Below are 15,122 nucleotides of genomic sequence, written 5' to 3' on the forward strand. Positions count from 1 at the left end.
TTCAGATCCCGTTTGACCAGCTTCGCACGTATCTGAAAACGCTGTGCGAACGATATGGCATTGCGTACATCGAAACGGAAGAATCGTACACGTCAAAGGCATCGTTCTTAGACGGTGACGCGATTCCGGTGTACGACACAAAACATCCGTATGCCGGTACATTCTCAGGCAAACGCATCAACCGGGGATTGTACAGTACCAAAGAAAACACGCTCGTTAACGCAGACATCAACGGAGCGTGCAACATCGCAAGGAAAGGTAAACAGAACCTCAGCGCTGAGGGACTGTGTAGAGGGCTGTTGGCAAGCCCTTTGAGAATAAGGATTGCGTAAGCAATCAGACTTCTCAAGAATCCCACGTGCTTTAGCTGTGGGAGTGTCAAATGCCGTCGCAAAGAAACCGGGTGAGCTTCCGGAAAAAGAACGTGAAGAGCTGCGCAGGATCATCACGGACATCTTCCAGGAGAAGATGAAGAAGCACAACATCAAAAAGGAAACGAAAAAACAGCGTCATGGGCAGTAGGCTCATGGCGCTGTTTTAGTAATGATGTTATTCGGCGCGTTGCTTCTCCTGGTGCGCGGCACGGGTGCGGTGGGCACTCTTGGCCTGAATCTCGGCAATCGCTGCCTTCTGGTTCAGAATGACCGGAATAACGATCGGGTTGCGGTTGGTCTTCTCGAAGAGATACGGTTCGAGAGCGCTGCGGATGCAGTTCTTCAGTTCACCGAATGTCGTGCGCTGCTGCATCTTTTTCTTCAGAGCATCGTAGACGATCATTTCTGCTTCCTTGAGCAGGGTCTGACTGTCCTTGATGTAGACGAAGCCGCGGCTCACGATCGATGGCCGGCACAGGATCTTGTTGTAACGGGAGTCGATGGTCACGATGACGGCAACCAGACCGCTGTCCGCAAGGATCTGACGGTCCTTGATGACAGAAGTGGAGAGGCCGGAGGCGTCGTTACCTTCGACATAGATGGCATCGGTCTGAATCCGCTCATTGGCCTTGAAGGCGGTACCGTTGCGCAGTACGACGACATCACCGTTGGCACAGATGAGGCAGTGATCTGCCGGAATGCCGGTTTCCTGGGCTGTCTTGGCATGCTGGACGAGCATCTTGTATTCGCCATGGTTCGGCATGAAGTAAGCCGGCTTGATCAGATTGAGCATCAGCTTCTGCTCTTCCTGCGGCGCATGTCCCGTCGTATGGTAGCTGGTCAGCGGCGAATTGGTTACGACGTTGGCACCGACCTTGGTCAGCTGGTTGATGACAGCGGATACGGAGACACCATTGCCCGGAATCGGGTTGGAAGAGAACAGTACCGTATCGCCCGGAATAATGTGCAGATACTTGTGCGTACCGTTGGCAATCCGGCTGAGGGCTGCCATCGGCTCACCCTGGGAACCGGTGCAGACGATGCAGATGCGATTGGGCGGCAGCGTATTCAGATCGTTTCCGGAGATGAAATCCGAATCCTTGATCTTGATGAAGCCGACCTTGCGGCCGATCTCGAGAACGTTTTCCATCGAACGACCGAAGACCGCAACCTTGCGGTTGCAGGCGACCGCTGCCATCAGAATCTGGTTGAGACGGTTGACGTTGGATGCGAAGGTCGAGACGAGAAGTCTGCCCGGCGTGCGGCGTACCTGTTCCATGATCGCCTGGGCAACGCGGCGCTCGGAAATCGAGAAGCCCGGGACGGATGAGTTGGTGGAATCGCTCATGAGCAGCGTCACGCCGACCTGTCCGATATAGGCCATCTTCTGATAATCCGACTGCTGACCGATCGGGGTCAGATCGAACTTGAAGTCGCCGGTCTCAACGATGCGGCCGTTCGGCGTGTTGATCAGGACGCCGAGCGAATCCGGAATCGAGTGGACGGTATTGAAGAAGCCGATATGGAAATACTTCGTATCAATGCGCGAATCACCGTTGATTTCAATGATCTTGCATGATTTGGTGAGACGGTGCTCTTCCAGCTTCTTCTCAATCAGATATTTTGCAAAGCGCGGAGCATAGATTTCCTTCAGATGTACCTGCTGCAGGAAGAAGGGAATGGCGCCGATATGGTCTTCATGACCATGGGTGATGATCAGAGCCTTGATCTTGGACTGATTTTTTACCAGATAGGAATAATCCGGAATGACGTAGTCGATGCCGAGAAGATCATCTTCCGGAAACAGGACACCGCAGTCGATAATGACAATTTCATCATTATGCTCGATGCAGTACATGTTCTTGCCGACTTCGCCAAGGCCGCCGATCGCATAGACCAGCGTATCTGTATCATGATTTACATTTGCTTCGGTGAAATTTGTATCCGGGATCTGAACCACAGGACGGGCCGGACGCCTTCTGGTGCCTGCGGATGTTGCTTTTTTCTCCATTAGGGATACCTCTATTCTTTGAAAAACAGGCGAAAATAAGAAAATGATTCTGTCAAGCGAATTATAGCACGCGCTTACGGAACTGATTCAACTGCCTGCATTATATTTTCAATAAATTAAAACAGCTGTTTACAGATGAATTAAAGGACTAAGGCCCCGTCTACGTGCGGGGTAGGATTGTTCTTGTCGATGTGATCGTAGTAGAGCACACCTTTAAAGTGATCGAGCTCATGCTGAAGGACGATGGCGATGTAGCCGCGGGCCCGGATGGTGATTTCCTTGTTGGTCAAAAGGTCGAAACCCTTGACGGTGACACGGGCGCTGCGTACGACATAGCCCGGATGTTCCTCAGGAACAGACAGGCAGCCTTCACCGGATTCGAGATAGGCTTTCTGCATGCTGCTGGAAACGATCCGCGGATTGGCAAGCATGTACTGGTAGGTGACTTCGTTACCGTTTTTGTCCTCATCATGAACAATGACGGCGGTCAGCTGCTTGGGAATGCCCAGCTGGATGGCACTGATGCCTACAGCCGGCTGCAGATTTTCGCGCTTGGCTGTCTCTTCGTCCGTACTTTTGCGGACATAGTCAAACATTTCTCTGAGCAGGCTGGCATCCTCATCACTCAATGGAAGAGGAACGGGAAGGGACTGCTCACGGATTCTCGGGTCGTTATCTTTAATGATCGTATCATTATTAATTGTCATCGTTGTCTGCCTCGCAGTGTATTTTATGCATAACAGCAGTTAATGTCAAAACAATTGCCGCAGACAATGGGACAATGCTAAAATCGGGGCTATGACAGCAGCACGTGCTTCTACCATCAAGGCTTCCCGCCGGCATCGTCTCTTCTACCGGATGCCGCATTATGCGGATCCCTACATTCACTGGAGCCTGATCATTCTGGCCTTCTATGGCCTTCTCATGATTACCAGCGCATCGATGGGACTTGCCATCGGGCAGCCGGGCTACCTTGCCTTTGTCATTGCCAAGCAGGCAGTCTTCCTGATCGCCGGCTACTTTTCGATGACCTATCTGGCTAACCGGTTTTCGCTGAATTTTCTGAAGAGTCAGGATTTTCCAAAGCTTGCCGTCGGCATGGTGTTTGCGTTGCTTGCATGCCTCGCGTTTCCGGAAGTCAACGGCGCCAAGGCGTGGATCCGTGTCCCGGTATCATCTCTTGATATTTCCATTCAGCCTTCGGAATTTACCAAGACGCTTGTTCCGCTGGTCATTGCGGCATACTGCGGCGATGTAAGCCGGCATTATGAAAAGGGTAGAGATCTCTGGGGGCGGCCGTTTCTGTTTGTTATGCTGTTTGCCTTCATCATCTTCATCCTGCAGTCGGACTTTGGATCGATGGCGGTTGTTCTGAGCATTGCCATTGTCTGCTTTCTGATTCCGCAGAATCCGGCCATGCGGAAATTTCAGCGGGTGCTTGGGGTGTTGACACTGGTCGGCATTGCCGGAATCATCTACCTTCTGACACCGGCAGGCATTCAGCTCGTCGAGATGCTGCCGATTGCCGATTATCAGAAAAACCGCTTTATTTCTGCGTTCAACCCGTTTGCGGATCAGTATGATACGGGCTATCAGCTGATCAATGGCCTGATCAGCTTTGCTTCGGGCGGCTGGAGAGGTCTCGGTTTCGGCAACAGCGTGCGGAAATATACAAGTTTTCCGGCGGCGAACACGGATTTCATTCTGGCCATCGTCGTTGAAGAGATGGGCATGATCGGTTTCCTTTTGATTTTCATTCCCTATCTGATCATTCTCTGCCGCCTGTTTCACTATGCGCTGCATATGAAAAGTGAAAAAGGAAGGATCATTCTGATCGGGACGGCAATGTATCTGCTGATTCACTGCCTGTTCAATATCGGCGGCGTCACGGCCATGATTCCTCTGACCGGCGTTCCGCTGCTGATGATTTCCTCGGGGGGAAGTTCGACGCTTGCCTTCATGGTTTCCATCGGACTGGCACAGGCGGTCATTTCTCAGTACCGCAAGGGGCTGATCCAGTGAGAATCGTCAGCGGAAAATGGGGATCCCGGAAGATTGACGCACCGGAAGGAAGAAGTACGCGGCCGACGCTGGATAAAGTCAGGGAAGCAGTCTTTTCTTCGCTGGGCGGATTCTTTGATGGCGGCAATGTGCTGGATCTTTATGCAGGAAGCGGTGCGGTTGGCCTTGAGGCTTTGTCACGGGGAATGGATCACGGCTGGTTCGTTGATAAGAACCGGATGGCCGTTGCCTGCGTGCGTTCCAACATTGAACGGCTGAACGGGCAGCAGCAGTGTACGGTTCTTCCCATGCCAGCGCGCCATGCGCTGGATGTGCTGGCACAGCAGGGGGTATCCTTCGCTCTTGTCTATATGGATCCTCCCTATCAGCAGCAGGAAAACACGGAAATTCTTCATCTTCTTGTGGAGAAGAAACTGCTGGATGAAAACGGGATTGTTGTCATTGAGGCGGCGAAGGAAGATATCTATGAAGAACGCTGCGATTCCCTTATCTTATATAAGAAGGCACTCTACGGCATTACCCAGGTTCTTTATTACCGTCAGGAGGAAATGAAATGAAGGCGTGCTATCCGGGGACATTTGACCCGATTACCAACGGACATCTGGATATCATCGAGCGGGCAAGCAAGGTGTTTGATTCGCTGGATGTTCTGATCATGGCCAACCCGGCCAAGAAATGCATCTTTTCCGAAGAAGAGCGCAAGGAACTGATCGAACAGAGCGTGGCAGCTCTGCCGGATGTTCATAATGTAAGGGTACATATCGGCAGCGGCCTGACGGTTGACTATGCGAAAAAACTGGGTGATCAGGTGATCGTCCGCGGCATCCGTGCCGTCAGTGACTATGAATATGAACTGATGCAGGCGACGGCCAACCAGATGCTCAATGATTCGATCGAGACTCTGTTCTTCATTGCGCGGCCGACCTATTCGTTTCTTTCGTCTTCGGTAGTGCGCGAGGTTGCGGCCAACGGCGGCAGTATCCGGGGCATGGTTCCGGGCCCGATCCGGGAAAGAGTGCTTGCCAAGCTGACGGGAAATCGTCGCTGAAATATTGAATATAATGGCTAAAAACGGCTTCGGAATGCGGTTTTCCGGAGCTTTTTATTTTTAGCACTTAGCTGTTGACAGTGCTAAACCACAGTGCTATAGTTTTAGCAGTCAGGAAGGCGGAATGCTAAGAGAGGTGAAGAAATGCTGACACCAAGACGCATTGAAATCTTTAAGGCAATTGTAGATGAATATATCCGCACCGCTGAACCTGTCGGCTCTTCCACATTGCGTCAGAAGTACAAGCTGCCGTATTCTTCGGCAACGATCCGCAATGATATGCAGGTTCTGGAGGAGATGGGGTATCTCGAAAAGACGCATACCTCTTCGGGCCGTATTCCCAGTACACAGGGCTACAAGTTCTACGTGGAAAATCTTCTTGAAGATTCCAACGTCGACAAGAAGATGCAGATGGCAATCCATGATGCCTTCGATGTTTCGAACATGAACGTTGAAGACGCGGTGCGCCACAGCTGCCAGATTCTGTCTGAAATGACAAACCTGACGACCGGGGCCATCGGACCGGATTCCAGTACGCAGCGTCTGGAACACGTAAAGATCTTTCCGATCGATGCGCGTAATGCTGTGGCGGTGTTCATTACGAATACGGGTCACACGGAGACCAAGAACTTCCGCTTCGATGAAGACATTCCGATGGAGGACATCGAAAGCTGCATGGATATATTCAACCAGCGGCTGAAAGATGTTCCGGTCACCGAACTGCCGGAAAAGATGGAAGAGATCAGGCCGGAACTGAGTCAGATCGTTCAGAAACATGATGTTCTGTTCATGGCGTTCGTTAAGGCATTTATCAAGTTTGCCAGTGAGAATGTGTATTTCTCGGGCAAGGACAAGATGCTCTATCAGCCGGAGTTCGAGGACATCAACAAGCTGAAGAAGCTGATGAGCGTTCTGGATGATCCAAGCTCCTGGCGCCAGCTGGGAACGGGTTCCACTTCTACGAGTGTCACGATCCCCAACGGTGCACAGCTGACCTGGGTCGATGATGTGGCGGTTGTCCGCAGCACCTTCCGGATCAACAAGGGAGAGACCGGACAGCTGATGGTTGTCGGGCCGAGCCGCATGAACTATGACCGCATTGTTGCAATGCTCGAATATGTATCACGGCTGATTGAAAAGATGTACAACAACGGAGGCAGTGAGAAGTAAATGGCAGAAGAAGAAAAGAAGACGGCGGCTGAAGCGGCCCAGCATATCAAGGAAAACGCGGAGCCTGCAGAAAAGGCTTCGGAACCGAAGGAAAAGGTCGAAGAGAAAAAAGAATCCAGGGAAGAAAAGAAGGAAGAGAAGAAGGAAAAGGCGCCCGAGGAACATAAGCCTGATCCCAGGGATGCAGAGATCAAGACGCTGCAGACGCAGGTCAAGGATCTGAATGATCAGGTGGCAAAACTCAAGAATGCCTATGCGATGGCATATGCGGATACAGAAAATACGCGGAAGCGGCTGAACAATGAATTTGATCAGCATATGAAGTATCACATTCAGGAGTTTGCCAAGGAAGTTCTTCCGGTCATCGACAACTGTCAGCGGGCGCTGGCGGTGAAGCCGAAGGATACGGAAGATGAGAATTATCGCAAGGCATTTGAAATGGTGCTGAATTCACTTCTCAGCGCCCTCAAGAAAGAGGGCGTGGAGCCCATTGACTGCAAAGGAAAGGATTTTGATCCCAACTGGATGCAGGCAGTGATGAGCGAGCACGTCGACGGCGTTAAGACCGGCCAGGTGCTGGAAGTATTTCAGGATGGATACAAATTGAAAGACCGGCTGCTGCGGGCGGCGATGGTCAAGGTCAGTGAGTGACCGGGAGGATAAATTATGAGCAAGATTATCGGTATCGATTTGGGAACGACCAACAGCTGCGTAGCTGTTATGGAAGGTTCGACTCCGAAGGTAATAACAAACCCCGAAGGCAACCGCACAACGCCGTCGGTCGTAGCGTTCAAGAACGGTGAGCGCATTGTCGGTGATGCGGCAAAGCGTCAGATGGTCACCAACAAGAACACGGTATATTCAATCAAGCGTAAGATGGGCACCAATGAGAAGGTGACGCTGGAAGGCAAGGAATATACGCCGCAGGAAATTTCGGCAATGATCCTGTCCTATCTGAAGGATTATGCAGAAGCCTATCTGGGTGAAAAGGTAACGGAAGCGGTCATTACGGTTCCGGCATACTTCAATGATGCACAGCGTCAGGCTACCAAGGATGCGGGCAAGATTGCCGGTCTCGATGTCAAGCGTATCATCAATGAGCCGACGGCTTCGGCACTGGCATTCGGCATTGACAAGGGGGCAAAGGAACAGAAGGTTCTGGTGTACGACCTTGGCGGCGGTACATTCGATGTTTCGATTCTTGATATTGCCGATGGTACGTTCGAAGTTCTTTCGACCGCAGGTGATACACATCTGGGCGGCGATGACTTCGATAACGTGATCATCGACTGGATGGCTGACAAGTTCAAGGCTGAGCACGGCATTGATCTGAAGGCTGATAACATGACTCTGCAGCGTCTGAAGGATGCGGCCGAGAAGGCGAAGAAGGATCTCTCCGGCATGGTTGAGGTTGAGATTTCGCTGCCGTTCATTGCGATGGCAAAGGATGGCTCCGGTGCGCTGAACCTGGATTACAAGCTGACGCGTGCGGAGTTCGATAAGATGACGAAGTTCCTCGTTGACCGTACGATGGGACCGGTGCGTCAGGCGCTCTCGGATGCGAAGCTGAGCCCGTCGGATCTGGATCAGGTACTTCTGGTCGGTGGTTCGACACGTATTCCGGCTGTTCAGGAAGCTGTCAAGAAGGAACTTGGCAAGGAACCGAACAAGTCGGTCAACCCGGATGAGTGCGTCGCCATTGGTGCCGCTATTCAGGGCGGTGTTCTGAACGGCTCCGTAAACAACGTGCTTCTGCTCGATGTTACGCCGCTGAGCCTTGGCATTGAGACGCTGGGCGGTGTGATGACGGTTCTGATTCCGCGTAACACGACGATTCCTACTTCCAAGAGCCAGGTATTCTCGACGGCACAGGATAACCAGCCGGCAGTTGACATTCATGTTCTGCAGGGTGAGCGTCCGATGGCTGCCGACAACAAGACGCTGGGCAACTTCCAGCTCGACGGCATTGCGCCGGCCCGTCGCGGTGTTCCGCAGATTGAGGTTACCTTCGATATTGATGCCAACGGCATCGTCAAGGTATCCGCAAAGGATAAGGGCACAGGCAAGGAGCAGCACATCACGATCCAGAATTCTTCCGGTCTGAGCGATGAAGAGATCGACCGCATGGTCAAGGATGCGGAAGCCCATAAGGCCGAAGATGATCAGCGCAAGTCTGACATCGAGACCCGCAATAAGGCGGAGGCGTTCATCAACCAGGTTGATGAGGAGCTGAAGACTGATAATCCTAACGTCACCCAGGCACAGAAGGATGAAGTCAAGAAGCTACGTGATGAGCTGCAGGAAGCTCTGAACAAGAACGATATGGCTACGCTGAAGTCCAGAATGGATGCACTTGAAAAGGCAGCCAATGATATGGCGCAGCAGATGTATTCGCAGCAGCAGGCTAACGGCGGTGGTTCCGCATCTTCCTCCGGCTCTGCGGACAATTCCTCATCCAGCAATAACGATGATGTGATGGATGCGGATTTCAAGGAGAAGAAGTAATTACAATGACAGATCCCGGGGGCTGGTACTTCCGGGATTTGTTCTACGGATGAAAGGCGGGTATTGAGATGGCCGAAAAGAGAGATTATTACGAGGTTCTCGGTGTAGATAAAAATGCCAGTGAAGATGAGATCAAGAAGGCATACCGGACGCTGGCAAAGAAGTATCATCCCGATGTCAACCACGAACCCGGTGCCGAAGAAAAGTTCAAGGAAATCAATGAGGCATATGAGGTGCTCGGCGATCCTGAAAAGCGCAAGACCTATGATCAGTTCGGCTTTGCAGGCATGGATGGAGCCCAGGCCGGCAATGGTTTCGGCGGCTTCTCGCAGGGCTTCACTTCGGGCAGCTTTGATGACCTGAATGATATTTTCTCTGACTTCTTCGGCGGCGGTTTCGGCGGCAGTACCCGCAGTTCCCGCAGGAGTGCAGACAACGGTCCCCATAAGGGTCAGGATGTGCAGATGCGCATGACGATCAGTTTCATGGACGCATGTTTCGGCACGACCAAGACCCTGGATCTGGATGTCGATGAGAAATGCACGGCCTGCGGCGGGACAGGTGCGGCCAGCCCTTCGGATATTGAAACATGCCCCACCTGCCATGGCTCCGGCTATGTGGTGACGCAGCAGCGGACGATGCTCGGCATTATGCAGAGTCAGTCGGTATGCCCGGATTGCCGCGGTAGTGGCAAGCGTATTCGCAGAGCCTGCCCGAAGTGCGGCGGACGCGGATATACGCGTGAGCATGAGCAGGTGGAAGTCAGGATTCCGGCAGGGATTGATGACGGCCAGATGCTCAGGGTTGCCGGCAAGGGTTCCCATGGTACCAATGGCGGTGAAAACGGTGATCTTTACATCGTGATCCATGTGGAAGAAGATTCGAGATTCGTTCGTCAGGACAAGAACATCTATCTGAATGTTCCGGTGTCCGCCGTGGATGCGACGCTTGGTACGAACATTGATGTGCCGACGATCCATGGTGATGTGACGATGAAGATTCCGGCGGGTACGCAGGATGGGACGCAGCTCCGTCTGAAGGGACAGGGCGTTCCGGATCTGCATGATGGCCGTCCGGGCGATCAGTTCTGCACGATTCAGGTGCAGATCGACAAGAAGCTTTCGCCGCGTGAGAAGGAATTGTACCAGCAGCTCAAGGAACTGCAGGACAATCAGAAGAAGTCTCCGTGGGAAGCATTCAAGCAGAAGTTCTCCGGCCGCTGATTTACGGCAGTAACGAAGAACTGTGAAACACAAACAGGAATTCCTTCATGAAAGGAGGTTTTCAGTATGGATATTGAAAAAATGACAGAAGCGCTGCAGCAGATCATCATGTCTGCACTGCGCAAGGCACAGGAACATCACAATCCGGAACTGACGCCGGAACATGTGCTCTCTGCGATGCTGGAGGACGAAGGTCTCAATGGCATCTGGGAGCGGGTCGGTGCCGATAAGGATGCGATGCTCAGGATGGCCAATGAGGCCATCGAACGCCTTTCAACAACTACAGACGGCGGTCAGCCGGTACTTTCTTCGCAATTGAACCGCGGCTATCAGCAGGCGCTTGATTACATGAAGAAGGAAGGCGACACCTATATGTCGTCGGCTGCTCTTCTGATCGGCATTCTTCTGAGCAAGGCTCCGGTTGCAGAAGATCTGGAGCAGAAATTCAACTTCACGACCAAGGACGTCATGAAGGCGGAGGAAGAGCGCCGGGCCGGCATGAAGATGGATGATCAGGGCAACGAGGCACAGGAAGATGCTTTGAGCAAATACGGGCGTGATCTTGTCAAGGATGTCAAGGACGGAAAGATTGATCCGGTCATCGGACGTGATGAAGAGATCCGCCGTGTGATCGAGATCCTTTCCCGCAAGACCAAGAACAACCCGATTCTGATCGGTGAGCCGGGCGTTGGTAAGACGGCCATCGTCGAAGGCCTTGCATGGCGTATCTACAATGGCGATGTGCCGCTGGGACTCAAGAACAAGCGGCTGATCGAGCTTGATATCGGCTCTCTGATCGCCGGTGCAAAATACCGCGGCGAATTTGAGGAACGTCTGAAGGGTGTATTGAATCAGGTGAAGAAGGCCGATGGCAACATCATCCTCTTCATCGATGAAATCCATAACCTGGTCGGCGCGGGCAAGACAGAAGGCAGTATGGATGCGGCCAACCTTCTGAAGCCGATGCTTGCAAGAGGCGAACTCAAGTGCATCGGTGCAACGACCTATGATGAGTATCGCAAGTACATTGAAAAGGATCGTGCTCTGGAGCGCCGGTTCCAGCGGATTCAGGTATCTGAGCCGACCGTGGACGATACGATTGCCATTCTGCGCGGGCTGAAGGAGCGTTTTGAGAACCATCATCATGTGACGATCAAGGATGAGGCTCTGGTGCAGGCAGCCCGTCTGTCGGACCGCTACATTACGGACCGCTATCTGCCGGATAAGGCGATCGACCTGGTCGATGAGGCATGTGCTGCGACCCGTGTGGCGCTCGATTCCCTGCCGCAGGAACTGTATGACCTTGACCGCAAGGTGAAGACGCTCAAGATGGAGCAGGCTTCGCTGAAGGAAGAGACCGATGCCAAGGCTCTGCAGCGGAAAGCGGAGATTGAAAAGGAACTGGCCGATGTTAATGAGAAGTATGAAGCGGGCATGAGCCAGTGGAACAAGGAAAAGGCCGGTCTCAATTCGATTGCCCAGGCGCAGTCGGAGTTGGACAAGGCGCGCCGTGATCTCAATGAGGCAGAAAACAGAGCGGATTATGAGAAGGCAGGCGAGCTGAAGTACAAGACGATTCCGCAGCTGGAGAAGAAGATTGCCGAGGGCAACAAGTCCGGTGACAATGCGATGCTCAAGCAGACGGTAGATGCGGAGGCCATTGCGAAGGTCGTGTCGCGCTGGACGCACATTGAGGTGACCCGTCTGATGTCTACGGAGCGGGAGAAGATCCTGCATCTGCCGGAATATCTGAAGAAGCGTGTGATGGGCCAGGATGATGCGATTCAGCTTGTATGCGATGCCATCATGCGTTCGAAGGCCAACATTCAGGATACCAACCGTCCGATCGGTTCGTTCCTGTTCCTTGGTCCTACGGGTGTAGGCAAGACGGAAGTTGCCAAGGCGCTTGCGGAGCAGCTGTTTGACGATGAGAAGAACATCATTCGTATCGATATGAGCGAATACATGGAGAAGTTCAGTGTGTCGCGTCTGATCGGTGCTCCTCCTGGATACGTTGGCTACGATGAGGGTGGTCAGCTGACGGAAGCGGTACGCCGCAATCCGTATTCGATCGTTCTACTCGATGAGGTCGAGAAGGCGCATCCGGATGTGTTCAACATTCTGCTGCAGATTCTCGATGATGGCCGGGTGACGGATTCCAAGGGTGTGACCGTTGACTTCAAGAATACGATCATCATCATGACCAGCAACCTTGGTTCGCAATACGCGTTTGATCCGGACAAGGAAGAGCGTGAGCAGCACTATAAGGAAGCGGTTCAGAAGTTCTTCAAGCCTGAGTTTGTCAACCGTATTGATGAGATCATTGTCTTCAATGCGCTGAACAAGAACGTAATGCGTCAGATTGCGGATAAGTTCCTCAACCAGCTGCGCAGCCGTCTGAGCGACCGCGACATCAAGCTGGAAGTGACCGATGCGGCGATGAACCGGATCATCGAACTTGGTACGGATGTCGATTTTGGTGCCCGTCCGATGAAGCGTCATATTCAGCGTGAGATTGAGACAGAAGTCGCCAAGAGGATCCTCGAAGATCCGGACATCAATGGCAAGACGATTGTTGTTGATGCGGATGACAGCGGCTATCATGTGACAATGCGCAAATAATCTTTAACCGGAAGTGCTGTGGCAGGGAAATTTCCTGCCCGGGCTTCCGATCTTTTTTTCCCATATTTATATGATAAATTAAAGTTAACAAAGGAGCAGAGCCATGAATCCGATCGCTGTCATTGCCATCATCGTCATCTGCGTCGCAGCGTTCATCTACTTCCGCTCCGCCGGAAAGCATCTGGACCGGATGTCCAATAATTACGAAGATCCGGATGCGGCGGACAGGAAACAGAAGTAGATTGTGGACGCAGGAAGCGGGCAGCCTGTTAAGCGGCCCGCTTTTTCTGTATCCTGATGATCGAGACTTGTATAATGTTGAGAGATTACGGAGGCGATTATGTTAACAATTCAGGATCTTTATGATCTCAATCATACGGCCGCGAAGGATTATCTGATGCAGTTTACGTATCCATGGGAAGCACTGGACGGCATCAAGGATCTGATTCTCTCTCTGGGGGAACATCTTCCGGAAGATGAATATGACGAAGTTTCGGAACATGTCTGGGTCCATAAGACGGCCCATGTGTTTCCGAGTGCCTATCTTGGTGCGCCATGCATCATCGGGCCGCATACCGAGGTGCGCCACTGCGCTTTTGTGCGCGGCTCGGCCCTGGTCGGTGCGGATTGTGTCGTCGGCAATTCGTGCGAACTGAAGAACGTGATCATCTTCGACCACGTAGAAGTGCCGCATTACAACTATGTCGGTGATTCGATCCTCGGCTTCCACAGTCATATGGGCGCCGGCTCCATCACCAGCAATGTCAAGAGTGACCGCAAAAACATCGTTGTCCATAATGGCGGCGAAAACATCGAGACCGGCCGTCACAAGTTCGGCGCGATGCTCGGCGATTATGTGGAGGTTGGCTGCAATTCTGTGCTGAATCCGGGTACGGTGATCGGCCCTCATTCCCGCGTTTATCCGGTCAGCTGTGTGCGCGGCGTCATTCCGCCGAAGTCGATCTGGAAAAATGACGGGACAATCGTTCCGATTCAGGGAGAGTGATAACTATGATCAACGAAGGCTATGCGGCCATGAAGCAACTGCAGCTGGATCATTGCGTGAAGTCTTTGAAGCGCCGCGGTTTCGGGGCGGAAGTGTTTGAAGATAAGTCTTCGGTTCTTTCGTGGCTGAAGGAGACTATCCCGGTGGGATCAAGCATCGGTGTCGGCGGTTCCGTGACGCTGGAGGAAACGGGCGTCATTGCCTGGCTGACAGGTAATCCGGATTATCATTTTCTGGACCGCTATCATACAGATGATCGTGATCGTATCTTCCATGAGAGCCTTTCGGCGGATTACTATCTGATGAGCTCCAACGCGATTACGCTGGATGGTTCGCTTTATAATGTGGACGGCAATGGCAACCGCCTTGCGGCACTCATCTATGGTCCCAGGAAGGTATTTGTCATCGCGGGCTGGAACAAGATCGTGCGTGATGATGCCTCGGCCAAGGAGCGCGTTGAGATGCTTGCGGCCCCGGCCAATACGCAGCGTCTGCACAAGACGACGCCATGCACGAAGACGGGCTGGTGCATGCATTGCGACAGTGCTGACACCATCTGCAATGAAGAGGTGTTTACGCGCCGCCCGCGGCCGCTGGGAAGAATTACGGTGCTGTTAGTAAAGGAAGGTCTGGGATATTGATATGACAATGGCAACCAATATAACGCTGACTGCGATGTTCGGAGCATTGGGCATATGGATGCTCATGAATCTGCTCAGGACACGCAACAAGGTCAAATATAAGGACCGCATGTGGACGGGGACGCGGATTCTGTTTCTGATCTGCGGCATCCTGATTCTGACGACAATTTTTGCCTACAGCACCTGGCTCGACTATCTGCGTCTTGCCTTCATGCTGCTGAGCATCTTCTGCTATCTCTTCCTGCGTGATGGTGTTGGGGAAGAGGGGGTCTGCAGTACGGGCCGCCTTGTTCCCTGGGATCAGGTGCGCAGCTATGACTATGAAGAGGGCAGGAAAGATTTCAAAGCCTGGTTCACGGTCCGTGATACGGATCGCAAGGGACGTGCTTCCGATTTCAATATGAGTATCAGCTTTGACAAGAAGAATGAAGAAGAGGTCCGCAGATATCTGAATGAAAAGATCGGCCGCAAGTATACGCGCCGGCGCAAGTATTGATCAA

16 protein-coding genes are annotated in these 15,122 nt (G+C 52.5%); 14 read left to right on the plus strand and 2 right to left on the minus strand.

Features of this window, described 5'->3' with window-relative positions:
• Positions 1–332, plus strand: a 332-nt coding sequence (locus tag C1714_RS08250) for a zinc ribbon domain-containing protein (RefSeq protein WP_210115280.1), incomplete at its 5' end; no start/stop codon positions are given.
• A 37-nt stretch (positions 333–369) separates the two neighbouring features.
• Entirely contained in the window at positions 370–522 is a 153-nt protein-coding gene (locus C1714_RS14050; protein ID WP_167849862.1) for a hypothetical protein, read from the plus strand.
• Between the two features lie 27 nt (positions 523–549).
• Here the strand turns inward: C1714_RS14050 and rnjA are convergent, their stop codons facing one another.
• Both rnjA and def read right to left on the minus strand, forming a co-directional pair.
• Positions 550–2,385 carry a ribonuclease J1 gene (gene rnjA, locus C1714_RS08255; protein ID WP_102342732.1) on the minus strand — a complete coding sequence of 612 codons (1,836 nt, stop codon included), beginning with the start codon at positions 2,383–2,385 and terminating at the stop codon, positions 550–552.
• Between the two features lie 140 nt (positions 2,386–2,525).
• Positions 2,526–3,092, minus strand: coding sequence for a peptide deformylase (gene def, locus C1714_RS08260; RefSeq protein WP_102342733.1), 567 nt, complete (start codon positions 3,090–3,092; stop codon positions 2,526–2,528).
• Between the two features lie 91 nt (positions 3,093–3,183).
• Between def and C1714_RS08265 the strand changes: the two genes are divergently transcribed.
• From C1714_RS08265 to C1714_RS08315, 12 genes are all read left to right on the plus strand, one after another.
• On the plus strand, positions 3,184–4,407 hold the full coding sequence (locus C1714_RS08265) for an FtsW/RodA/SpoVE family cell cycle protein (RefSeq protein ID WP_245305083.1): 1,224 nt from the start codon (positions 3,184–3,186) through the stop codon (positions 4,405–4,407).
• The gene (gene rsmD / locus C1714_RS08270) at positions 4,404–4,964 is read left to right on the plus strand and encodes a 16S rRNA (guanine(966)-N(2))-methyltransferase RsmD (protein WP_102342734.1); all 561 of its coding nucleotides are present in this window, start codon (positions 4,404–4,406) and stop codon (positions 4,962–4,964) included. Before C1714_RS08265 ends, rsmD begins: the two co-directional genes overlap by 4 nt.
• Complete coding sequence (gene coaD / locus C1714_RS08275) at positions 4,961–5,455, plus strand: pantetheine-phosphate adenylyltransferase (protein WP_102342735.1); 495 nt, start codon at positions 4,961–4,963, stop codon at positions 5,453–5,455. Before rsmD ends, coaD begins: the two co-directional genes overlap by 4 nt.
• 144 nt (positions 5,456–5,599) lie before the next feature.
• Positions 5,600–6,625: a heat-inducible transcriptional repressor HrcA gene (hrcA, locus tag C1714_RS08280; RefSeq protein WP_102342736.1), complete on the plus strand. Its 1,026-nt coding sequence runs from the start codon at positions 5,600–5,602 to the stop codon at positions 6,623–6,625.
• Complete coding sequence (gene grpE, locus C1714_RS08285; protein WP_102342737.1) at positions 6,626–7,276, plus strand: nucleotide exchange factor GrpE; 651 nt, start codon at positions 6,626–6,628, stop codon at positions 7,274–7,276.
• 15 nt (positions 7,277–7,291) lie between these two features.
• Positions 7,292–9,130: a molecular chaperone DnaK gene (dnaK, locus tag C1714_RS08290; RefSeq protein WP_102342738.1), complete on the plus strand. Its 1,839-nt coding sequence runs from the start codon at positions 7,292–7,294 to the stop codon at positions 9,128–9,130.
• A 68-nt stretch (positions 9,131–9,198) separates the two neighbouring features.
• On the plus strand, positions 9,199–10,353 hold the full coding sequence (dnaJ, locus tag C1714_RS08295; protein ID WP_102342739.1) for a molecular chaperone DnaJ: 1,155 nt from the start codon (positions 9,199–9,201) through the stop codon (positions 10,351–10,353).
• 66 nt (positions 10,354–10,419) lie between these two features.
• Entirely contained in the window at positions 10,420–12,975 is a 2,556-nt protein-coding gene (locus C1714_RS08300) for an ATP-dependent Clp protease ATP-binding subunit (RefSeq protein WP_102342740.1), read from the plus strand.
• Positions 12,976–13,078: 103 nt separating this feature from the next.
• Positions 13,079–13,216 (plus strand): hypothetical protein, encoded by a 138-nt coding sequence (locus C1714_RS14055; RefSeq protein WP_167849988.1) that lies wholly within the window; start codon positions 13,079–13,081, stop codon positions 13,214–13,216.
• Positions 13,217–13,315: 99 nt separating this feature from the next.
• A complete protein-coding gene (locus C1714_RS08305) occupies positions 13,316–13,981 on the plus strand; it encodes an acyltransferase (RefSeq protein WP_102342741.1) in 666 nt (221 codons plus the stop codon).
• 5 nt (positions 13,982–13,986) lie between these two features.
• Positions 13,987–14,622 (plus strand): lactate utilization protein, encoded by a 636-nt coding sequence (locus C1714_RS08310; RefSeq protein ID WP_210115281.1) that lies wholly within the window; start codon positions 13,987–13,989, stop codon positions 14,620–14,622.
• A 7-nt stretch (positions 14,623–14,629) separates the two neighbouring features.
• Positions 14,630–15,118 (plus strand): DUF5673 domain-containing protein, encoded by a 489-nt coding sequence (locus C1714_RS08315; protein ID WP_135567921.1) that lies wholly within the window; start codon positions 14,630–14,632, stop codon positions 15,116–15,118.
• The last annotated feature ends 4 nt before the right edge of the window (positions 15,119–15,122 follow it).

Source organism: Galactobacillus timonensis, assembly GCF_900240265.1.
GTDB classification, from domain to species: Bacteria; Bacillota_I; Bacilli_A; order Erysipelotrichales; family Erysipelotrichaceae; genus Bulleidia; species Bulleidia timonensis.